Here is a 20,933-nt window from a genome sequence, read left to right on the forward strand (position 1 = left end):
CCCTACCGGTCGGGCGGGTACGACACCCCGCCCACCGGTCACCGGGCGAGCGGTCAGAAGCGCGCCCAGTCGTCGGCGGCCGGCCGCCACACGTCGATGTTGCGCGGGTCCACCGCCATCCGCCGGGCCCGGTGCGTCTCGTGCTCCTCGGGGGTGAACACCCGGTGCCGGTCGCACAGCTCGTAGCGCGGCCCGTGCCGGGTGTCGTGCATGTAGAAGGCGATCGACGTCGAGGCCGAGTGGTTGACCAGGTCCGAGGCGATCGGGATCTGCTTGTACTGGGCCCGCGCCCGGCCGCGCATCACGTGGTCGAAGCTCTTCATCATGAAGCACAGGTGCGCGACGTAGAACTCGTTGTTGCGCTGGATCGCCAGGCTGTGGTGATAGCGGTCCTCGCTGCGCAGGAAGACCGTGACGTCGCCGACGTGGTCGGACTCCTGGAAGCCGAGCACCGTGGTATAGAACGCCAGCGTCTCGTCGTACTTGTCGGTGGCCAGGAAGGGGTGTACCAGGTCCAGCGGGCGCAGCTCGATCAGCGGCGGCTCGGCGTACTCCTGGAACTCGGTGAACAGCTCGACGATCAGCCCGTTGGGGTCGCGGACGGCGAAGCCCCGCTGGACCAGGCCCTTGACCCGGTCGGCCAGCTCGAACACCTCGTGCCCGGCGGCGGTGACCCGCTCGCGCAGGTCGTCGAGGACCGCGTCGTTCTCGACGCTGAACCCGACCGCGGTGGTCCACGACTCGGTGCGCTGCGGCGCGGCGATCAGCTCGATGCTGTGGTGTTCCAGGTCGGCGCGCAGGAACGCGTACTCGTCGTCGTGCTGCTCCAGTTGCAGCCCGACGTGGTACTGGAGGAACTCGATGGAGGCGGCCAGGTCGGGCACCTCGATCCGGGCGTACTCCATGCCGTACGGCCCACGGCGGCGGGCGGTGGCCTCGGTGGTCATCTGTGACCCCTCTCGATGGGCTGGGCGTCCCCGGCGGTGGGGAGACTGACGATGGCCTGACGCGCGACGACCGGCCGCCAGCGTTCCCGGACGAACTGCTCGTGCGAGTCGCTGTGCAGGTAGTCGAGCAGGTCCTGCTCGGTGGGGAACTCCACGACGAAGCCGTGGGTCATGCTGGTGTCCCGGGTGCTGACGTTGACCCCGCTGCGCCAGTTGCGCATCGCGGGATAGCGGCGCGGGAAGGTCTCCAGCTCGGCCAGGACGGACTCGGCCGCGCCGGGCGGCAGGTCGTCGCGGAACCGGAAGACCAGGATGTGAGTGATCATGGCAGGCCGGCTCAGAGGATGAAGCTGAGTCGGGCGCCGGGGTCCATCGACTCCATCACCGGCACGGCCCGGCGCAGTCGGAACCGCAGCCCGTCCGGGTCGACCTTGAGCACGTGCTCGTACCGGCCGACGTAGGTGTAGGCGCCGCCGTCGCGGTAGCGGTGGATGAGGAAGTTGGCGCTGATCCAGACGGTCTCCGCGCCGGCCTCCAACAGCAGCACGTTGGAGATCATCCGGTGGGTACGCGAGTGCGGGTTCTCGGCGTGCGCCTTGCGGCTCTTGAGCCGCTTGACCCGGGCCTGGATCAGCTCGTAGTCGTCGGCGACGAAGTACCCGGCGGTGGTGGCGTCCCAGCCGGCCCAGTCGGTGGTCGGCACCTCCAGCCGGCCGCCCGGCTCGATCAGGGTGAGCCACTCGTCGAGCCGCCACTCGTCGAGCAGTTGGGCCTCCCGGTAGAGGAAGTCCTCCACCTCGGCCCGGGTCACCTCACGCGACTCCACCTTGACCACTCCCCTGGGGCTACCGACCGTCGTTGACATCGCGCTCACTTGCCCGCACCACCCGCGGCGGGTCCGGCGGCGGGCGTACCGGCCGGCGGGTCGCCGGCCACGCTGGTGCTCGCCCCGACCACCTCGGCCCAGCGTCGCCAGAAGCTGCGCATCGCGCCCTCGTCGATCGAGCGGCCCTGGTTGCCCTGCTTCTCGTTGGCCATGCCCCGGGACATGTCGCTCCAGTCGTGCGCGGGGTCGACCGAGTCGGCGGTCGCGGTGATGCCGCGCTGCACCGCCTCGTACGCCTCGATGTCGTCGGGGGTGGCGAGGCCGCCCGGCCCGACGAAGCTGACCATCGTCTTGATCCGCAGCGCGCGGACCGACTCCGGCTCGCCGACCTCGACGAACTGCCAGGCCCGCACGTCGGTGCGGTCGGCGGCGACGGGTTCGAGCTGCCGGATGGTCAGCGCCTCCAGGTCGAACAGCAGCAGGTTGGGGAAGACGAACAGGATGCGGCTGGCGTCGGCCACCTCGGCGGCGAGTTCGGGGCCGAGACGGGCCTCCAGCTCGCGGCGCTTGGTGACGGTGCGGGTCTTCTCCTCGTCGCCGAAGCGGGGTTCCCACACCATCCCGATCCGGCCGTTGTGCCCGGTGAGCACGAGCAGCCCGTGGCCGCCGCCGAGGTCGTAGGCGTACTGGTCGTCGTCGGTGACGGCGAAGCCGGTCTCGCGCAGGTAGCCGACGAAGGTGTTGTGGGTGGGGGCGAAGTGGTAGCCGTCCATCGCGTTCTCGACGGCCAGCTTCCAGTTGCCCTTCACGCTGTAGAGCTGCACGCCCGGCAGGGTGGTCATGCCGTGCTCGCCGATCTTGGCGGTCAGCGACATGTAGTGCGCGGCCGGGCCGAGGTGGGTCAGCAGGTCCGGCACGTCCGGGTCGAAGGAGACGAAGACGAATCCCTCGTGGATCTGGAGCCGGGCCACCTGCCGCAGGGCCATCGAGGCCCGGAAGGCGGGGTCGTCGGGGTACGCGTCGTCGCCGGGCAGCGCGGCCAGGTCACCTGCGTTGCTGAACGCCCAGGCGTGGTAGAAGCACTGGAAGAACTTGGTGTTGCCCTCGCTGTGCCGGCACAGCACGGTGCCCCGGTGGGTGCAGGCGTTGAAGAAGGCCCGCACCTGGCCGTCGGCGTCCCGGCAGAAGATCAGCGGTCGACCGCCGAGGGTCCGGGTCTTGAAGTCCCCCGCCTTCGGAATCTCGGTCTCGTGGCCGAGATAGAGCCAGGTGTGATTCCAGATCCGGTCGACCTCGGTCCGGAAGACCTCCGGGTCGCGGTACGCCGAGCGGTGCACCCGGAACCGCAGCGCCTCCCAGTCCTCGTCGATCATCGCGCCGGCTGCACCGAGCGGACGTACCGGCGTCTGCTGCGCCATCACCTCACCGCCTTCTACGTCATGCGAGACAGCATCTCGCTACACGATGCTGCTACTCCGCCATGGCAACTGTCAAGAGCAGGGCAGACTCCGGCACCGGGTTACTCGCTGTTAATACGAACGCAACACGTACCTGCTGATTCGCCGGCCACGATGCCCCACATCCGACTCGGCCCGGCCGATCCGCCCCACGGCGATCACCGGCCCCCGGATGCGGCCCGCGCACCCCGTCGCCGGCCGCCGGCCACCCGCACCGGGCAGCGCCGTCCCGTCGCACCGCCAGCCGGTGTCACCCCTCCCGGAGGATGTCATGCTCCAGCCGCACGATGGCCCGATCGGTGGAACCCACTACCTGCCCAGCACCCCGGACACCTGCCTGTGGGGCCGGCTGCCCAACCGGCGGCACGAACCCGTGCTGCGGGTCGGCTCCGGCGAGACCGTGACCATCGACACGCTCAGCCACGAGGGGATCCTGGAGGACCAGGGGCGCGACCCCGTCGGCTACCTCAAGCAGTTCGACGTACCCACCGACCAGGTGCTCACCGACGCCCGCAACCTGGCCGCCTCCGACGTCGCCCACGACTACGACGCCGACGGCCCGCACGTGGTCACCGGGCCGATCACGGTGGCCGGGGCCGAACCCGGCGACCTGCTCCGGGTCGAGGTCGTCGACCTGCTCATCCGCGCCCCCTACGGCTTCATCAGCAGCCGGCACGGCTACGGCGCGCTGCCCGGGGAGTACCCGCTCACCCCGACCGACACCGGCCCGGACGGCGACGGTCCCCGGGAGTACGGCACCGTCAGCCACTTCACCCCGGTGGTCCACCACGGCGGCCGGTTGTTCGGCACCCTGCCGTACGGCGACGGTCGCGCGGCCCGCTTCCCCCTCGCGCCGTTCCTCGGCCTGATGGGCGTCGCCGTCGACACCGACGAGCCGGTCCACTCGGTGCCGCCCGGCGCCTTCGGCGGCAACCTCGACATCAACGAGTTGCAGGTCGGCTCGGCCCTCTACCTGCCGGTGCAGCTGCCCGGGGCGGGTTTCTACGCCGGTGACCCGCACTACGCCCAGGGCGACGGCGAGGTGGCGCTGACCGCCCTGGAGGCACCGCTGCGGGCCACCCTGCGGCTGTCGGTCATCCCCCGGGCGCAGGCCGGCCTGCTGCTCGGCGGGATCGACGGACCGTTCGGCGAGACCGCCACCCACTGGCTGCCGGTCGGCCTGCACAGCGATCTCGACGAGGCGATGCGGCGGGCCGTCCGGGCCGCCGTCGACTTCCTCGTCCGCACCCAGGGCATGCCCCCGCAGACCGCCCTGGCCTACCTCAGCGCCGCCGCCGATTTCGAGGTCAGCCAGGTCGTCGACGGGGTGAAAGGCATCCACTGCCTGATCCGCAAGGCCGACTTCCCGGCCCACTTCTGACCGGAGCGCGTGACGTCCCGGCCCGTGGCACCGTGCTGCGGGCCGGGACCGGGAGGTCGGCAGCGGACCCGGATCGACCGGGTGGCACCTCAGCGCCCGCCCCGCCGGTGCAGCCGCCGCCACGCCGCTGCCCCCGACCGGGACAAGCCGGGGGCAACGCGCGCAGCCGGCCGGAGCCGGGCCGCTCCCTCGCCGCAAACGGCACGACGGGCGGCAGAATCAGGACCGCAGGCGGGCAGGTCAGGCGGCGGTGGGCACCTCGGCGCGGCGCGGCGCGGCGGCCATCGCCCCCGGGCGGGTGACCGTGACCGCCGCCGCCCGGCTCGCCCACCGGGCCGCCTCGTCGATCGCCGCGCCGTCGAGCAGCGCGTCGGCCAGGGCGGCGCAGAAGGTGTCCCCGGCACCGGTGGCGTCCACCGCGTCGACCTGCTCCGCCGGCACCAGCCACTGCCGGTCGGTGGTCACCACCAGCGCGCCGTCACCGCCGAGGGTCACCACCACCGGCCCCCGGGTGCCCAGCGAGCGGGCCATCGCGGCCAACCCGTCGACCCCGGCGTCCGTCGCCGACGCACCGGCCAGGGCGGCCAGCTCGCCCCGGTTGGGCACCAGCACGTCGACCCGGGCCAGGGTCGCCGGGTCGACCGGGCGGGCCGGGGCCGGGTTGAGCACCACCAGGCCCTCCGCCAGGCGTACCGCCTCGGCCACCACCGCGGCGTCGACCTCCTGTTGCAGCAGCACCGCCCGCGCCGACCCGAGCAGGTCCCGCAGGGGCGCGAGGTGCTCCGGCGCGAGCCACATGTTCGCCCCCGAGCTCACCGCGATGGTGCTGTCGCCGTCGGCGGTGACCAACACGATCGCCTGCCCGGTCGGCCGGGGGGCACGCAGCACCGATTCGGTGGCCACCCCCTCGGCGGCGATCAGCCCGAGCAGCCAGTCCCCGTCGGCGTCGATGCCGACCGCGCCGACCATCGCCACCCGGCGACCCAGCCGGGCGGCGGCGACCGCCTGGTTGGCGCCCTTGCCGCCGCCGGTGCGCCGGTGGTCGGCCGCACCGAGCACGGTCTGACCGGGGGCGGGCAGCTCGTGCAGCGGCACCACCACGTCCACGTTGAGGCTGCCCACCACGACGATGTCGGTCATCACGGTCAGCCCTGTCCCGGACGCCAGGCGTGCGGCAGGAAGTCCGCCCGGGGCGGGGCGAAGACGTCCACGTTGATGCACGGGCCCTCGGTCGGTTCGATGTAGTGCTCCGCGCCGCGCGGCACCAGCAGCAGCGAGCCCGGCCCCATCGGGTGCGGCACGCCGTCGACGTAGTAGTTGCACCGGCCGCCGAGGATCAGCACCAGCTGGTCGAAGTCGTCGTGGTGGTGCGGGTTGAGGTCCATCCCGACGGCCAGCTCGTGCCAGGCGAAGAGGACCTCGTCGGTGGCGTACACCTTGCGGCGTACCCCCGGGCGGACCTCGGTGGCCGGGATGTCGTCCCAGTTGACCGAGATGCCGTACAGCTGCGCATTGAGCATGTGAACGCGTCCCTTCTCAGGCGGGTCAGGCAGGTGCGGCGAGCCGTCGCAGGCCGGCACCGAGCAGTTGCAGGTCCGAGCCGACGACGAGGTACCGCGCGTCGGTCAGGCCGTAGCGGCCCAGCGCCCCGACGGAGCGCTCGGCGACCCACCCGCCGAGAGCGGCCCCGGTCGCGCGGGCCGCGTCGGCGATGTCCCCGGTGCGCCGCAGCAACGGCCCCGGGTCGTCGGTGCCCGACAGGCCCAGGCTCACCGCCAGGTCGGTGGTGCCGACGAAGCCGACGTCCACCCCGGTCAGCAGGGCGGGCAACGGGTCGTCGGTGGTCGCCGTCTCGATCTGCGCCACCAGTACGGGCGGGTGCGCGGCCTCCGCCGCCAGGTACCGGTCCAGTCCGTCGCCGCCGTACCCGGCCGACGGGTGCGCCAGGCTGATGCTGCGCCGCCCGTGTGGGGCGTACCGGCTGGCCGCGCGCAGCGCCTCGACGTCGGCCCGGCGACGCACGGTCGACAGCTGCACCCCGACGGCCCCGGCCTCCAGCAGCCGGTTGACCTGGCCGGGGTCGACGGCCGGCACCCGGACCAGCGCCGGCAGGCCCGCCAGGGCGGCGAGCCGGAGCTGGTCGGTGGCGGTGCGCTCGTCCAGCCCGGAGTGCTCCAGGTCGACCACGACGAAGTCGACGCCGGCGCGGGCGGCCAGGGCGATCACGTCGGCACCGGGCAGCTTGACGAAGGTGCCGACGAGCTGCCCGCCGCCGCGCAGCACGGCCCGCAGCCGGGCGCGGGACCCGTGCACGCCGGTGGGCGTCGTCGGCTCGGCGGACGTCGACGCCTGCGTCGACCCGGCGGGCATCGACGCCGCACTACCCGGCGTCGACCCGGTGGACGTCGACGCCGCGCTCCCCGGCTGCGGCTCGGCGGCGGACATCAGCGGGTCACGCCCCGGTGGCGGGCAGGCCGCGCCACGGCACGGTCGGCACCTGCTCACCGGCGAGCAGCACCACGCTCGGCTCCAGCCGGGGCGCGGTGATCTTGTTGCCGGCGGCGTCGGGCAGCACCGCCTCCTCCGCCTCGGCCAGCACGGTGACGTGGGCCGGGCCGCCCTCGACCAGGCTGCCGTAACCCTCGGCGTCCAGGCCGGTCAGCCGGGCCGGTGCGGACGTCACCCGGGGCACCAACTGCTCCAGGGTCATCCCCATCGCCCGCAGCTTGGCCATGCTGGTGACCAGGTCGAAGACCGGGCCGCGCCAGTTGCGGGCGCTGGTGTCCGAGGTGACCACGTCGGGCAGGAAGCCCTGCGCGATCGCCGGCCGGGCGACGGCGAAGCTGAGGTTGCTCTTGCCGTGGGCGGATTCGAACAGCACCCCGCGCTCGCGGGCGGCGTACACCTCGGGCAGCACGGTGCCGTCGTGGAGGATGCCGTACGGCTTGCCGGTGTAGCAGTGCGCCACGACGTCGCCGGGGCGCAGCAGGGGCAGGATCACCGGCAGCGGCTCCGGCGTCTCGCCGATGTGGATCATGAGCGGCAGGCCGGCCTCGGCGGCGAGCGCCAGGGACCGCTTGAGCAGCGGACGCCAGTCCAGCCCGACGACGTCCTCGGAGAGCCGGATCTTGAAGCCGCGGACCCGGTGCGGGTTCGCCTCGGCCACCGCCAGCGCGTCCTCGGGGACCAGCGTGCCCGGGTTCATCAGCTCGCCGAACCGGAAGTCGATCAGGCCGAGGACCGAGACGTTGAGGAAGTTCACCAGCCGCATCCGGGCCGGCTCGGCGACGTACCGCTCGAAGGCGGCGAAGGTGGACGCGCCGACCGTGCCGGCGTCGCAGGCGGCGACGACACCCCGGTGCAGGTGCGCCTCGTCCGGCGGGGCGCCGACCTTGGAGACCTCGGCGAAGATGTGGGTGTGCGCCTCGACCAGGCCGGGCAGCACGTACTGCCCGGTGCAGTCGACCACCTGGACGGCGTCGGCGGCGAGGCCGGGCGCGATCCGGGCCACCCGGTCGCCGGTGACCGCGACGTCGGCGACCCGACTGGCCCCGGTCTCGCCGTCGAACACCTGGCCACCGGCCAGCACCAGGTCGTATCGGTCGGAATTCTCACTCATGACATCGGGCTCTCTGTGCGAAGCGAGTGGGTCGACGCGCTGACGGCGGCCGGCGCGGGGTGGTCCGGGCTCTCGGCACGGAACCGGGTACGCAGGGGCAGCACCCCGGCGACGGTGACCTCCACCAGGTCGCCGGGGCCCAGGAAGCAGCCCCGGTCCTGGCCGGTGCCGGTCGGGGTGCCGGTGAGCACCACGTCACCGGGCTCCAGCACCACGTACCGGGTGATCCAGGCCAGCAGCTCGGGCACCGGAAAGATCAGGTCGGCGGTGCTGGCCTGCTGACGCAGCTCGCCGTTGACGGTGGTGCGGACCCCGATGGCCTCGCGGTCGGCGACCGCACCCAGGCCGAGCACGGACGCGCCCAGGGCCCCGAAGCCGGGAAAGCTCTTGGCCAGGGTGGGGTTGCCGGTGGCGGCCATCACGTCCCGGGCGGTCAGGTCGTTGGCGGCGGTGATCGCGGCGAGCTGCGCCCAGACCTGCTCGGCCGGCGTGTGGTGCATCCGCGCGCCGACGACCAGAGCCACCTCACCCTCGTAGTCGGGCTGCTCGCTGACCGAGCCGGGCAGCGGCACGGTGTCCCCCGGGCCGGAACCGGCGCTGGGCGACTTGAGATAGAGCACCGGTCGGGTGGGCAGCGCCCGCCCGGTGGTCCGGGCCTTGCAGTGGTAGTTCAGCCCGACCCCCCACACCGCCCGGGTGCCGGCCAGCGGTGGGCGCAGATCGCCGACGAGGGTCTCCAGCGGCAGCCGGCGACGGACCCGGGCCTCGGCGGCCGGGGTGAGCCCGAGGCCGGCGCGCAGCAGGGCCGCCACGTCCGGGTACGGCAGGTCGAGCAGCTCGACGTCGTCGCCGGTGATCCGGCCCAGCCCGTACCGGGTGACGACCAGGTGCGGGGCGGTGGGCCCCGGGGCGGTCATGCCGCGTCCGAGGAGTGGCCGGGAACGGTGCCCAGCGCCGGGTTGACCAGCGGGGCCAGGTTGTTGACGGCGGCGGCGGCCTCACCGAAGCCGACCGAGATGAGGCGTACCTTGCCGTCGTAGTCGGTGATGTCGCCGGCGGCGAAGACCCGGGGCAGGTTGGTGCGCATCGTCCGGTCCACGGCGACGTAGCGGCGACGCATCTCCAGTCCCCACCGCTCCATCGCGCTGAGGTCGGCGATGAAACCGAGCGCGGCCACCACCGCCTGGGCGGGCAGGGTCTCCCGGCCCTCGCCGCGCACCTCGGCGAGGTGCACCGCCTCGACGGTCTGTTCCCCGTCGATCCCGCACACCTCGTACGGGGTGAGCACCCGCACGGTCGAGTCGTGCAGTTGGGTGACGCTGCGCTCGTGGGCGCGGAACTGCGGCCGTCGGTGCACCAGGGTGACGCTGCGGGCGTACGGCTCCAGGGCCAGCGCCCAGTCGACGGCGGAGTCGCCGCCGCCGACCACCACGACCTCCTGCCCGGTGAGTTCCTCCAGCCGGGGTACGAAGTAGCGCAGCCCCCGGCCGAGGTGGTCGCTGCCGACCGGCAGCTCCCGGGGGGTGAAGGTGCCGATGCCGGCGGTCAGCAGCACCGCCGCCGCCCGGACCTGGGTGCCGACGTCGGTGCCGATCAGCACGTGGTCCTCGGCGCAGGTCAGCTCGACGGCGCTCTCTCCGAGCAGGAACGTCGGCTTGGCGGTGGCGGCCTGGGTGAGCAGGGCGTCGACGAGTTCCTGGCCCCGGACGGCGGGCAGCCCGGCGATGTCGTAGATCGCCTTCTCGGGGTAGAGGGCGGCGATCTGCCCGCCGGGTTCGGGCAGCGAGTCGATCACCGCCACGCTCATCCCCCGGAAGCCGGCGTAGTAGGTGGCGTAGAGGCCGGCCGGCCCGGCGCCGATGATGGCGAGATCGACCTCGTGCCGCGGGGCCATCAGCTGGCGCTTTCCACGACGGCCGGGTGGTCGTGGCCGACCCGGCCGATCTTGCGGGCGCCGCCCGGGGTGCCGATCTCGCTGAAGAACTCGGCGTTGATCGGCCCGAAGCGGGCCCGGTCGGCGGGCAGGTCGTCGAAATGGAAGATCGAGGTGACCGGGCAGACCGGCTCGCAGCGCCCGCAGTCGACGCACTCGTCGGGGTTGATGTACATCATCCGGTCGCCCTCGTAGATGCAGTCCACCGGGCATTCCTCGACGCAGGACCGATCCTGTACGTCCACACATTCGTCGGTGACCACGTAGGTCATCGGTCCTCCTGCGGTTCGGTCGGCCCGCCACATCCGAGCCGACGCGGCAGGTCGGGGCGCGCAGCCGATCCGGCGTGCCGGGCCCGTTCCGTGACGTCGCCGGATGCGGGGGCGATGTCGTTGGGTGTCAGGCCACGCTAGAGACCTGGCCCAGAGTATGTCAACATACGAGACGTCATCTTGAATGAAGTCACGCTGGCGAGAGGAACCGGATGGACGACGAGGTGCCGGCGACCCTGCGCCACGCCGCCGAACGGGCGGTCGACGAGGCCACCCTGCTCGACGCCCTGGCGGCGCTCACCGCGCAGCCGAGCCCGTACGGCCGGGAACGGGCCACCGCGCACCGGGTCGCCGACTGGGCCGCCACCCGCTGGCCCGAGCTGTCCTGGCGGGTCGACCCGGTGCCGCGCACGGCGGCCACGCCGGACAGCGCCAACCTGGTCGGCGGCTCCGACCTCGGTGCACGCCCCGAGTTGCTGATCTACTCACACCTGGACACCTCACTGACCGGTGCCACCGACTTCGACGCCCCGATCACCGGTCGACGCACCCCCGCCCCCGCGCTGGAGCTGTCCGGCCCGGCCCGCGAGGTGGTCAGCGGCTTCGGCCTCGGGGTGGCGCGGGCGGCAGCCGCCGCCGCCCTGGTCGGCTACGCCGCCGCGGCCGAGGCCTGCCGGGCCGCCGGCCGGCCGCACCGGCTGACCCTGCTGCTCGCCGCCACCGGCACCCACCGCGACGATCCCACCGCCGGTCCGGACGACGGGGTGGCGCCCGCCCCCACCACCGGCGGGGTGCTCCACCACCTGCGCGACCGGCCACTGCCGGCCGCCGCGATCGTGGCCAAGACCAGCCCGGGCATCCTCACCGCCGAGCCCGGGGCGATGTTCCTGCGGGTACGACTGTCCAGCGGGTTCCATCCGGCCCTGTTCCGGGACACCGCCACCCCCCCGGGCGGGTTGCTCACCCACCTCGGCGTGCTCGTCGAGGCGCTGGAGGAGTTCCGGCGCGCGCACCTGGCCCGTCGGGCCGACCCGGACGCCCTGGTCGGCGCGGAACTGGGCATCGGGGCGGTCCGGGCCGGCCAACCGGGCAAACCCGACCTGCTGCCCGGGGCGGTCGACGTCCACCTCTACCTGACCACGGTGCCCGGAGACGATCCGGGGCAGATCACCGACGCGCTGCGGGCGACCCTGGTCCAGCGACTGCGGGGCACTCCCCTGGCCGGCTGCGGGCTGGCGGTGGCCGGCCACCCGGCCCATCCGTCCGCCGCCACCCCGACGGACGCGCCGATCTGCCGGCACGCGGGCAGAGCCTGGCTCGCCGCATACGGTCGGCCGGCCCCACCGGTGCGCGGCTGGACCGGCTCGACCGACGGGGTGGTGCTGCGTCGACGGGGGGTGCCGACGGTCCGACTGGGCCCGCCGGCGCTACCGCCCGATCCGACCGATCCCCGACGGGAAAGGTACGCGGTGCCGGAACTGATGCGCTTCGCCCGGTTGTACGCCGACATCGCACTGCGGCACCAGCAGGCATCGACAGGCTGACGTGTCATATGCCATGATACTGTCTCACTCTGCGCACAAAGGAATCCAGATGGCGGACGATGCCCCTTCGCCGGTCAAGAGCGCTGATCCCAGCTCACCGGCGATCCAGACCGTGCAGCGCGCGGCGGTCATCCTCAACGCGTTCACGGCGGCACGTCCGCGCCTGAGCCTCAACGAACTCACCGCCAGCCTCGGCACCAGCAAGGCCACCGCGCACCGCTACACCAAGGCGCTGCGGGAGAGCAACCTGCTGCGCTACGACGAGCGGGAGGGACTTTACTCCCTCGGTCCACAGATCCTGACCCTCTCCGCCGCCGCCCGCGCGGCGATGCCGGTGATCAGCATCGCCGGCCCGCGCATGCAGCAACTGGTCCGTGAGATCGACGAGACCGTCGTGCTCAGCGTCTGGGACGGCGACACCGCCGTGGTGGTCCGCGCCGACGACAACACCGACCGGGTCATCCGGGTCAGCGTGCGTACCGGCTCGCGGCTGTCGCGCACCGAGTCCGCCCAGGGCCGGGTGTTCTGCGCCTTCCTCCCCGAGGCCGACGTCCCGGGGCTGGCCGGCGAGATCGCGGCCTCCGCCGAGCTGCGCCGGGAGGTCGACAAGATCCGGCGTACCGGCATCTCGGCCAACACGCCCTCGGCCAACGGGGTCCGCAGCATCGCCGCGCCGATCTTCCGGGGCAGCACCCTGATCGCCGCCATGGCGATCGTCGGCACCACCACCTCGGTCCCCGAGGGCACCGACAGCCCGCTCGCCATCGCCCTGCAACGCGTCGCCGCCCTGGTCACCGCCGAGCTGGGCAGCGGCGGCAACGGCCACCACCCCCCGGCCGGCAGCAACGGCCACCGCTGACGGGCGGGAGGCCCCGGCTCAGCCTGCGCCGAGCGCCTCGGACAACTCCCGGGCCACCAGCACGACGCTGTCCGCCGCGGCGGCTTCCACCGCGCCGGACAGCGTCGTGCTGGTGCCCAGCACGGCCAACGCCGCCACCACCTGGGTACGCTCGAACACCGGCGCGGCCAGCACGCGTACCCCGAAATCCTCCGGGGAGTTGGCGGCGAAACCGTCCCGGCGGACCTGCTCGACCACCACCCGCAACCCCGCCGACAGCCGCAACTGGCGGGCCACCGCGGGCGCCTCGGCGGCCGACAGGTAGGCGCAGAACACCCGGCCCTGCGCCGAGCGGAGCAGATCCAACGGCGAGCCGGTGCGCACACTCAACCGCACGTCACCGCTGGTGTTGTCCATGCAGCGGACCACCGTCGGCACTTCACCGTTCCAGACGCTGAGCACCGAGGTCTGGTTGGTCAACCGGGTGAGCCGGTCCAGGTACGGCTCGGCGGCGGTGACGATGGGCAGCGCCGCACGGGCGGCGGCCTCCATCGCCAACACCTGCGGACCCAGCGTGTAGGTGGCGGTGGCCACGTCGAAGCGCAGCAGGTTGGCCGCCCGCAACGCGCGGGCGTACCGGTGCGCGGTGGCCCGGCTGATGGCCAGGTCGGCGGTCAACTCGGCCAGGGTGAGCCGGGGCCGCTCGACCGAGAACGCCTGGAGGATCGTGGCGGCCCGCTGCACGGTCTGGATCGCCGGCGCGTCACCGGCCGGCTCGTCGACTCCGCCCGTCACCGCGTCACCCCGCACTCGCCGCCGTCCACCGAAAGGCGAACTCTACCGAGCACCGACCGCATCCGGCGACACGGACACCACACCACGCCGCCGACTTCTCCCCCGCAACCGGCGTCCCGCCCGACAACGGACAGGCCCGGCACGTGGCCGGTCCCGCACGGCGACGCGCGGTGTCCCGACAGATCTTGGAGGATCGCGGCCCCCGGAGGGGCCATCTGCCACCAAGATCGCCGCCCGGGGACGCGGCGCGGGGGGCGGGTTACGCCGGGCCGCCCGCCCCCGAACCGGGGGCGGGCGGCGGTCCGGTGGCCGCGGCGAGCTGACGGTGCACCTCGCCGCTGTCCCAGTAGTCGACCCGGTGGGCGATCAGCCCGTCCGGGTCGACCCGGAACCGGAACACGCCGCGGATGCGCACCGGTGCCCGGCCGGCCGACACCAGCCGGAACGACATCCGGTAGGCCACCGCCGCCCGGTCACCGTCGACGAGCAGCTCCTCCACCTCGTAGCGCAGGTCGACGAACTCGGCGAGGAAGCCGTCGAGCCGGGCCCGGTAACGGACCCGGCCGACCACCGTCCGGCCGAGGGCGGCGGTGTGCTCGTTGACGAAGTCGGCGCTGACGCAGCCGGCGACGGCATCGGCGTCGTGGGCGTTCAACGCCGCCAGGTACCGCAGTACGGCGGCGCGGGTGGACGCTGCGGTCAGCTCCCCCACCGACGCCGCACGGTGTCGAAGACCTGCTGGTCGTGGGAGATCTCGATGACGTTGCCGTCGGGGTCCTTCAGCGCGCAGATGTAGCCGACCGGCGGCGGCATCTGGCGGGGCTCCCAGTGCAGGCAGCCCAGCTCCCGGGCCCGCGCGGCGATCTCGTCGACGTCCGCACGCTGCGGCACCTCGATGCCGATGTGCGCGAACGGGTGCAGCAGACCGAGCTGGCCGCCCTTGTCCTTGTTGAACGAGACGAGCACCAGCACGAACGGGGTGTCGGCCTGCTTGTCGTTGGAGAGCCAGACGCTCTCCCCGTCGGCGTCGGCGAACCGCTCCACGACCACCAGCGGGGTGAGCGCGGTGTAGAAGGAGATCGCCTTGTCGAGGTCGCCGGTGGGCAACGCCACGTGCGTCCATCGGGCTTGGGTCAGACCGGTCGCCACTGTTACCTCCACCGTACCGAAATGTCCATCATTATCGCCTCCACCAGCCTATTCACTGTTCGGCGGCGGGGTCGATGTGCCGGGGACACAAAGCCGGCGTGCCGGGTTCGACGCGCCGGGACGGTGCCACCGGCCGGCCGGCGTGCCAGCGTGGGGGCACACCGCGTACGGGAGGTCGATCGGATCATGCAGTACCGCAGACTGGGCGGAACCGGGGTCGAGGTGAGCACCCTCTGCCTCGGCACCATGATGTTCGGCGCCTGGGGCAACCCCGACGAGCAGGAGTGCCATCGGATCGTCGCCGAGGCGCTCGACGCCGGGATCAACCTGGTCGACACCGCCGACGTGTACGCCCACGGCGAGTCCGAGGAGATCCTCGGCCGGGCGCTGCGTGGCCGGCGCGACGACGTGGTGCTGGCCACCAAGTTCCACGAGCCGATGGGGGACGACCGCAACCGGCGCGGCAACTCCCGCCGCTGGATCCGGCAGGCGGTGGAGGGCAGCCTGCGCCGGCTCGGCACCGACTGGATCGACCTCTACCAGGTGCACCGGCCCGATCCGCTCACCGACGTCGACGAGACCCTCGGCGCGCTGTCCGACCTGGTCCGGGAGGGCAAGGTCCGGATGATCGGCACCTCGGCGTTCCCGGCCGAGCAGATCGTCGAGGCGCAGTGGGTGGCCGAACGCCGGCAGCGGGAACGCTTCACCACCGAACAGCTCGGCTACTCGATCCTGACCCGGGGCGTCGAGGCCGCCGCCCTGCCCACCACCGCCCGGTACCGGCTCGGCGTGCTGGTGTTCAGCCCGCTCAACGGCGGCTGGCTGACCGGCAAGTACCGGTCCACGGCGGTGCCGGCGGACTCCCGCGCCGGGCGCAACGGCGACCACTTCGACTTCCGCGACGCCGCCACCCGGGACCGCAAGCTCGCCCTGGTCGACGAGCTGGCCACGCTCGCCGACGAGAGCGGCCTGACCCTGATCGAGCTGGCGCTCGGCTTCGTGCTGAGCCACCCGGCGGTGACCAGCGCCATCATCGGCCCACGCACCCTGGCCCAACTGCGCAGCCAACTGCCCGCCGGGGAGCCGGCCGGGCTGCCGGCCGACGTGCTGGACCGGATCGACACGCTGGTCCGGCCGGGCCACGACGTCAACCCGGCCGACGCCGGCTACCAGGTGCCGGCGCTGACCGACCCGACCCTGCGCCGTCGTCCCTGACCGTCCCGCACAGGGGCAGCGGCCATCGGCGGCGAGCCGCCCGGCGCGGCGGGCCTGGAGGATCAGCCGGTTGCGGATCTGGGCCAGCGACAGCAACGAGGCGGTCATCCTCAGGTCACCCGGAGGGCGGCGGCGAGCTGGACGATCATGGTGGGGGCGTGCGGGTCGTGGGCCAGTGGGATGAGCACCGCGTGGGCGGCGGGCCGGTGGCGTACCTCGCCGGGGGCCGTGCGCTCGGCGGCCAGCAGGGCGCGGCCGGCGCTGACCGGGTCGCCGACGTGCAGGTAGGCGCGGGCGGCGTCGAGCAGGTGGGCGGCGCGGTGTTCGGCGGGTAACCACCGCCAGGCGTCGCAGGTGGTGGTCTTCTCGTGCCGGGCCACCGCGTCACCGGCGTCGCCCAGGTCGAGGGCGGCGGCGACCCGGGCCAGGTCCACCGCGACCGGCCCGAACCCGGTCCGGTGGTGGTCGTGCCCGTCGCCGACCCGGGCCGCCATCGCCGCCGCCTCGTCGAGCAGGTCGGCCGTGGCCCGGTCGTCGCCGACCCGGGCGGCGGCCAACGCGGCCTGCACGACCAGGGTCCCGCACAGCGACAGCACCGGCGCGGGCGCAGCATCGAGGTCGGGCGGGGCGATCCGGTACGCGGCGGCCAGCGCCGTCGACCGGGCCGTATGCGCCCGCCCCGACGCGCGCAACACCTGCACCAGCGGCACGGTCGCGGCGGCCACCAGCACCACGTCACCGGCTGCGGTGGTCATCGCCCGATCGGCGGCCAACCACGCCAGCTCTAGCTCACCCAGCTTGACCAGCAGCGACGCGGTGAGCCGGTACGCCTGCACCAGTACCACCCGGCCCGCCGCCGGATCAGCGGCATGGGCGCGCTGGGCGCCTGCCAACAACCCCGGAAGCATCCCGGTCAGCTGCGGATACCGGGCGTGCTGGAACGTCGCCCAGGCAAGGCTGACGTCCCGCGCCAGCCGATCCACCGACAGCACCTGACCCGGCGCTGCCGGCCGGCCCACCACGATGTCGTACGTCGACAGCGCCTCCCGGACCCGCCCCACCCCCTCGACCTGCCCCGCCGTCCCGGCCGGCGGAACGTCCCGGCCGAGCAGCACGCTGGTGTCGATCCGCAACACGACGGCGATGTCCTGAAGGGTGGACACCTTGTCCAGGGTGCGGACACCCCGCTCGACCTTGTCCACCCAGCTCTTCGACTTGCCCAACCGGTCGGCGAACACCTGCTGCGACAGGTTGCGCCGCCCCCGCCAGTACGCCACCCGCCGACCCACCGGCAACAACCCGCTACCGTCCACCACGCCACCGCCGATCCGGCACCGCCCGGGTCGTCTCCTCCACCGGTATCCGCTCCGCCTCGGCCTGCGCGAGCAGCCGCTGCCGCGCCGCCTCCCGCTCCGCCGCCTGGATCTGCTCGCCCCGGCTTGCGCCCCGATCACTGTCCAGCTCACCCACGCGCGTCCCCTTCGGAAGGGGCGCGGCGGTGTGGTCGGGAGCCGCCGCGCCGGATCACGGGGCATCGCTCGCCTCCGTGCTGAGGGGGACGCGGCGACCAGGCGACGTCGCACCGCCCGCCGCATCCCGTGCGGAAGACGTTACGTACGGTGACCATGGGGAATGGGTAGGGTTTCTACCCCCGGTTCACGGGACGAGGCCGACCTTCACCGCGAGGTCGCGGGCCTCGTCGCGGGTGGACCGTGGACCGTCGAGCAGGTCCAGGGTGATCTGCCGGGCATACCCGTTGAAACGGATCGTCTCCGGGGCCGACTCGTACGCCTGCCGGAGCGTCGCCACGGTCGTCTCCTTGTCACCCTTGCCGTAGTGCGCCCGGGCGACCTCGATCAGGTGCCGCGCCCGGCGTGGCCTCGACGGAATCGCCGCCGCCTCGTGCCGGCGTGCCTGCCGCAGCGCCTCGCCTGGCTTCTGCAACTCCACGGCCACGGTCACGGCATGAGCACCCATGATGACCTGGGAGAACGACGTCTGCGACTGGTAGAAGCCCTGCGGCAGGCGCTGCGCGACCCGGTCCGCGCGGTCCCAGTACCGCCATGCCCGGCCCTCCTCTCCCGCCCGAGCCGCGGTGTAGGCGGCCTCGAAGTTCAGCGCCCCCCACAGGGCTAGCAGACCCGTACCCCCCTCAGCCGCCCGGGGTTCCAGGGCGGACAGCACGTCCAGCGTCACCACCATCGCGGTATCCCAATCGCCGGAGTCGCGGTGCACCTGCCCCAGGAACCACCCAGCGCTGGCGATCGCCTCGGAGTCGCCCGACTCCTGCGCCGCCACCATCGCCCGATCCGCAACCCGCCAGATCAGCTCCGCAGCCGGCTGGTAGGCGAGGAACATCTGCACCAGCCCGAGCGTCTCGGCCAACAACGCCTGCGCCTGTCGTCGTTGCGTGCCCTCGCACCTTAGAGCGGCGTGCTGCACATCCCGCAGCAGGCCGGGAAGCAACGCACCCAGCACCGTCCGGTGATCGGACGCCTGATGACGCGCCCGCCACGCCGCCGCAAGCCGCTCCCGCAGGCTGGACAACGACTCGGCCGGAGCATCCGGAAGGACCACGAAGCGGTTCACCGCGTCCCGCACCGACGCCAGCGCCGGATGCTCCGGGCCGTTGACCACCGCCGCCCGGTTGCCCAGCTCACCAGCGAGAACGGAGACGTCGACCTTGAGGGCGCGCGCGATCCGGTCCAACATGTGAATACGCGGCGGCAGAATACGATCGGTCTCCACCGCCTTGACCCACTCGGCACTCCGGCCGACCAACCCGCCGAGCACTGCGCGGGTCTTGCCGGAACGCTCCCGGTAGACCTTCAACCGCTGCCCGAACGTCAACTCCGGCAAGGAATCCACCCCGACCTCCTCGTCAGCACGGGATGCGCCACCGGCCCACCGGCCGCCGTCACACCAACGCTACCGAGCGTCCCGTCACCGCATAACCCCTCGTTCCACGCCGTCACGGTTGCCCGCCGACTTACCGGCAACAGCCTCGATCGACTCAATGTCGCCGATGTTGCGGCATCACGTCACTTCGATACCGCCATATCGGCGAAATAGCGAAAAGCGTCAACGGGGCGTCCCACGGCCGGACGCTCAGATCCAGCCGTGTTCCCAGGCGATCGTGGCGGCGGCGGTGCGCGAATCGACGTCCAGTTTCGCCATCGCGGACGAGAGGTGGTTGCGGACGGTGCCGTGGGCCAGGCCGAGCTGCCGCGCGATGTTCTTGGTGGGCAGGCCGTCCCGGGTCAGTCTCAGCACGTCGATCTCCCGGGGCGTCAGCGGGCTCTCCTGCTCGGTGAGGGCCGACGCGGCGAGACGCGCATCGATGTAGCGTTCGCCTGCGGCGACCGACCGGATGATCCTGGCCAGCTCCGACGCGGGGGTGGACTTCGGCACGAAGCCGTGCACCCGGGCGCTCAACGCACGCTTCAACGTCCCCGGTCGGGCATGTCGGGTGACGATGACGACCTGCGTCGCAACGAGACGCAGCAGTCGTCGGGCGGCGTCGACCCCGTCGAGTCCCGGCATTTCGAGATCGAGCAGGGTCAGGTCGGGTCGGTGCGCGACGGCAGCCGCGACCGCGGCTTCGCCGTCGGCGACATCCGCGACGACCTCGATGTCGGGTTCGAGGGAGAGCAACGCCACGAGCGCGCCCCTGATGAGTTCCTCGTCGTCGGCGATCACGATCCGGATCACCGGCGGTTCCCCTTTCCTCTCCCCGGCGGGGTCCGCTCTTGCGGAACAGGCCCCGGCACGGCGGCGTCCGTCGCGGGAATGCGGACGATCAGGGTGAAGGTGTCGTCCTCTCGGGTGGTCTCGACCGTCCCGCGGTGGGCCGCGACGCGTTGGGTGAGGCCGGCCAGGCCCGTTCCGTCCCGGCGCGGCACGCCTGCGGCGTCGTTGGTGACGGTCAGCCGGTACTCCGCCGCGACGCGGACGAGTGCGATCGTGGCTTCGGTCGCCCTGCTGTGCCGGAGCACGTTCGTCACCGCCTCCCTGATCGCGACGGCGAACACCGCGCCGAGGGCCACCGGCAGGTCCGGTGTCTCGATGCGCGCCGCGCAGCGGATGCCGGCGGAGCGCAGCACCGCCGCCGCGTTGCGCGCCTCCACCGCCACGGTGACGGTGCGGTAGTCGTTCACCACGGCATGGGTGTCGTCGAGGGCCACCTGCGCGATCCGGCGGATCTCGGCGATCTCCCGGCCGGCCCGCTCGGGCCGATCGGGCAGCAGCCGCTCCGCCAGCTCACTCTTCAACGCGATCACCTGCAGGTTGTGGCCCTGGATGTCGTGCAGGTCGGTGGCGAACCGGAGCCGTTCCTTCGCCACCGCCAGGTCGGACGCGAGCCGGCGGGCGTGTTCCAGCCGCCACACCACCTGCTGCACCCAGACCGCGCTCAGGGGCAGCAGCGTGACCAGCGCGAGGGTGCCGATCACGACGGCCTCGGCACCCGCTTCGGCACGCCACGCCACGACGGCGGCCTGCGGCCGGGCCAGCACGCCGATAAGGCCGCCGAGCCCGATCGCGGCCCAGGAGCCGAGGATCACCGCCGCCCGCCACCAGCCCCGCACGAGGCAACTGAGCACGCCGCCCGCCATCGCGAGCGTGAACGCCCACCCCCAGCCCGCGAACGGCGGCAGCACGGCCAGCACCCACACCGCGCCGGACAGCGCCAGCAGCACGAGGACGAGTGGATGCCCGGGCGTCGCCTCGTCGGGGGCCCGGAGCAGCAGCGGGATCGCGGCCAGCCCCACCAGGACGGCGGCGATCGTGGCGACCAGGAGGGTGACCGCCCGCACGCCGGTGGCCGTGCCCGCGCCGAGCACCAGCTGCACGACGCCGCCGACGAGCATCCCCAGCCCCAGGGAGAACACCGTGAACAGCCGCATCGCCCTGAGGTCGGCGGTCACCCGCGGTGCACCCGGCCAGGTGTCCGTCACCG

Annotated in this window: 23 protein-coding genes; 4 read left to right on the forward strand and 19 right to left on the reverse strand. The window is 73.1% G+C overall.

Going from position 1 to position 20,933, the window contains the following annotated elements:
- Nucleotides 1-53: 53 nt before the first annotated feature.
- The 4 genes from ACQP1S_RS19270 to ACQP1S_RS19285 are packed head-to-tail and all read right to left on the reverse strand — an operon-like array spanning nucleotide 54 to nucleotide 3,191.
- Nucleotides 54-947, reverse strand: a complete 894-nt coding sequence (locus tag ACQP1S_RS19270; RefSeq protein ID WP_432897302.1) for a VOC family protein — start codon at nucleotides 945-947, stop codon at nucleotides 54-56.
- A complete protein-coding gene (locus tag ACQP1S_RS19275) occupies nucleotides 944-1,273 on the reverse strand; it encodes a Dabb family protein (protein ID WP_432897304.1) in 330 nt (109 codons plus the stop codon). The genes ACQP1S_RS19270 and ACQP1S_RS19275 overlap by 4 nt, the downstream gene beginning before the upstream one ends.
- A gap of 11 nt (nucleotides 1,274-1,284) precedes the next feature.
- Nucleotides 1,285-1,773: an aromatic-ring-hydroxylating dioxygenase subunit beta gene (locus ACQP1S_RS19280; protein ID WP_432897307.1), complete on the reverse strand. Its 489-nt coding sequence runs from the start codon at nucleotides 1,771-1,773 to the stop codon at nucleotides 1,285-1,287.
- Nucleotides 1,774-1,817: 44 nt separating this feature from the next.
- Nucleotides 1,818-3,191, reverse strand: a complete 1,374-nt coding sequence (locus ACQP1S_RS19285; RefSeq protein WP_432897310.1) for an aromatic ring-hydroxylating oxygenase subunit alpha — start codon at nucleotides 3,189-3,191, stop codon at nucleotides 1,818-1,820.
- A gap of 310 nt (nucleotides 3,192-3,501) precedes the next feature.
- Between ACQP1S_RS19285 and ACQP1S_RS19290 the strand changes: the two genes are divergently transcribed.
- A complete protein-coding gene (locus ACQP1S_RS19290) occupies nucleotides 3,502-4,611 on the forward strand; it encodes an acetamidase/formamidase family protein (RefSeq protein ID WP_432897313.1) in 1,110 nt (369 codons plus the stop codon).
- Between the two features lie 240 nt (nucleotides 4,612-4,851).
- Here ACQP1S_RS19290 and ACQP1S_RS19295 read toward each other — a convergent pair whose 3' ends face one another.
- The 7 genes from ACQP1S_RS19295 to fdxA are packed head-to-tail and all read right to left on the reverse strand — an operon-like array spanning nucleotide 4,852 to nucleotide 10,435.
- Nucleotides 4,852-5,751, reverse strand: a complete 900-nt coding sequence (locus tag ACQP1S_RS19295) for a ribokinase (protein WP_363670499.1) — start codon at nucleotides 5,749-5,751, stop codon at nucleotides 4,852-4,854.
- Between the two features lie 5 nt (nucleotides 5,752-5,756).
- Complete coding sequence (locus ACQP1S_RS19300) at nucleotides 5,757-6,131, reverse strand: cupin domain-containing protein (RefSeq protein ID WP_357774587.1); 375 nt, start codon at nucleotides 6,129-6,131, stop codon at nucleotides 5,757-5,759.
- Nucleotides 6,132-6,156: 25 nt separating this feature from the next.
- Nucleotides 6,157-7,056, reverse strand: coding sequence for an aldolase/citrate lyase family protein (locus ACQP1S_RS19305; RefSeq protein WP_432897317.1), 900 nt, complete (start codon nucleotides 7,054-7,056; stop codon nucleotides 6,157-6,159).
- 7 nt (nucleotides 7,057-7,063) lie between these two features.
- Nucleotides 7,064-8,230, reverse strand: a complete 1,167-nt coding sequence (locus tag ACQP1S_RS19310; RefSeq protein WP_432897320.1) for a hypothetical protein — start codon at nucleotides 8,228-8,230, stop codon at nucleotides 7,064-7,066.
- Nucleotides 8,227-9,147 (reverse strand): fumarylacetoacetate hydrolase family protein, encoded by a 921-nt coding sequence (locus tag ACQP1S_RS19315; RefSeq protein ID WP_432897322.1) that lies wholly within the window; start codon nucleotides 9,145-9,147, stop codon nucleotides 8,227-8,229. Before ACQP1S_RS19315 ends, ACQP1S_RS19310 begins: the two co-directional genes overlap by 4 nt.
- Complete coding sequence (locus tag ACQP1S_RS19320) at nucleotides 9,144-10,124, reverse strand: NAD(P)/FAD-dependent oxidoreductase (protein WP_091243649.1); 981 nt, start codon at nucleotides 10,122-10,124, stop codon at nucleotides 9,144-9,146. Before ACQP1S_RS19320 ends, ACQP1S_RS19315 begins: the two co-directional genes overlap by 4 nt.
- Complete coding sequence (gene fdxA, locus ACQP1S_RS19325; protein ID WP_432897326.1) at nucleotides 10,124-10,435, reverse strand: ferredoxin; 312 nt, start codon at nucleotides 10,433-10,435, stop codon at nucleotides 10,124-10,126. The genes ACQP1S_RS19320 and fdxA overlap by 1 nt, the downstream gene beginning before the upstream one ends.
- A 212-nt stretch (nucleotides 10,436-10,647) precedes the next feature.
- Between fdxA and ACQP1S_RS19330 the strand changes: the two genes are divergently transcribed.
- Both ACQP1S_RS19330 and ACQP1S_RS19335 read left to right on the forward strand, forming a co-directional pair.
- Nucleotides 10,648-11,979 (forward strand): hypothetical protein, encoded by a 1,332-nt coding sequence (locus ACQP1S_RS19330; protein ID WP_432897329.1) that lies wholly within the window; start codon nucleotides 10,648-10,650, stop codon nucleotides 11,977-11,979.
- 49 nt (nucleotides 11,980-12,028) lie between these two features.
- Nucleotides 12,029-12,838, forward strand: a complete 810-nt coding sequence (locus ACQP1S_RS19335; protein WP_432897332.1) for an IclR family transcriptional regulator — start codon at nucleotides 12,029-12,031, stop codon at nucleotides 12,836-12,838.
- 18 nt (nucleotides 12,839-12,856) lie between these two features.
- On the opposite strand, the gene ACQP1S_RS19340 is transcribed toward ACQP1S_RS19335, so the two are convergent.
- The 3 genes from ACQP1S_RS19340 to ACQP1S_RS19350 form a co-directional block, all read right to left on the reverse strand.
- Nucleotides 12,857-13,612, reverse strand: coding sequence for an IclR family transcriptional regulator (locus ACQP1S_RS19340; RefSeq protein WP_432897335.1), 756 nt, complete (start codon nucleotides 13,610-13,612; stop codon nucleotides 12,857-12,859).
- A 259-nt stretch (nucleotides 13,613-13,871) separates the two neighbouring features.
- Entirely contained in the window at nucleotides 13,872-14,324 is a 453-nt protein-coding gene (locus ACQP1S_RS19345; protein WP_432897338.1) for a nuclear transport factor 2 family protein, read from the reverse strand.
- Nucleotides 14,312-14,761: a VOC family protein gene (locus ACQP1S_RS19350; protein ID WP_091243671.1), complete on the reverse strand. Its 450-nt coding sequence runs from the start codon at nucleotides 14,759-14,761 to the stop codon at nucleotides 14,312-14,314. The genes ACQP1S_RS19345 and ACQP1S_RS19350 overlap by 13 nt, the downstream gene beginning before the upstream one ends.
- A 186-nt stretch (nucleotides 14,762-14,947) precedes the next feature.
- On the opposite strand from ACQP1S_RS19350, the gene ACQP1S_RS19355 reads away from it, so the two are divergent.
- Nucleotides 14,948-15,976: an aldo/keto reductase gene (locus ACQP1S_RS19355; RefSeq protein WP_432897340.1), complete on the forward strand. Its 1,029-nt coding sequence runs from the start codon at nucleotides 14,948-14,950 to the stop codon at nucleotides 15,974-15,976.
- Nucleotides 15,977-16,086: 110 nt separating this feature from the next.
- Here ACQP1S_RS19355 and ACQP1S_RS19360 read toward each other — a convergent pair whose 3' ends face one another.
- The 5 genes from ACQP1S_RS19360 to ACQP1S_RS19380 all read right to left on the reverse strand — a co-directional run bounded on the left by ACQP1S_RS19360 (nucleotide 16,087) and on the right by ACQP1S_RS19380 (nucleotide 20,931).
- A complete protein-coding gene (locus ACQP1S_RS19360; protein ID WP_432897343.1) occupies nucleotides 16,087-17,292 on the reverse strand; it encodes a helix-turn-helix domain-containing protein in 1,206 nt (401 codons plus the stop codon).
- The gene (locus ACQP1S_RS19365) at nucleotides 17,279-17,446 is read right to left on the reverse strand and encodes a hypothetical protein (protein WP_432897346.1); all 168 of its coding nucleotides are present in this window, start codon (nucleotides 17,444-17,446) and stop codon (nucleotides 17,279-17,281) included. Before ACQP1S_RS19365 ends, ACQP1S_RS19360 begins: the two co-directional genes overlap by 14 nt.
- Nucleotides 17,447-17,632: 186 nt before the next feature.
- Complete coding sequence (locus tag ACQP1S_RS19370) at nucleotides 17,633-18,844, reverse strand: helix-turn-helix domain-containing protein (protein ID WP_432897349.1); 1,212 nt, start codon at nucleotides 18,842-18,844, stop codon at nucleotides 17,633-17,635.
- A gap of 240 nt (nucleotides 18,845-19,084) precedes the next feature.
- Entirely contained in the window at nucleotides 19,085-19,687 is a 603-nt protein-coding gene (locus ACQP1S_RS19375) for a response regulator transcription factor (protein WP_432897352.1), read from the reverse strand.
- Nucleotides 19,684-20,931 (reverse strand): histidine kinase, encoded by a 1,248-nt coding sequence (locus ACQP1S_RS19380; RefSeq protein ID WP_432897355.1) that lies wholly within the window; start codon nucleotides 20,929-20,931, stop codon nucleotides 19,684-19,686. The genes ACQP1S_RS19375 and ACQP1S_RS19380 overlap by 4 nt, the downstream gene beginning before the upstream one ends.
- Nucleotides 20,932-20,933: the final 2 nt, after the last annotated feature.

The organism is Micromonospora matsumotoense (assembly GCF_050951065.1).
Classification (GTDB): domain Bacteria; phylum Actinomycetota; class Actinomycetes; order Mycobacteriales; family Micromonosporaceae; genus Micromonospora; species Micromonospora matsumotoensis.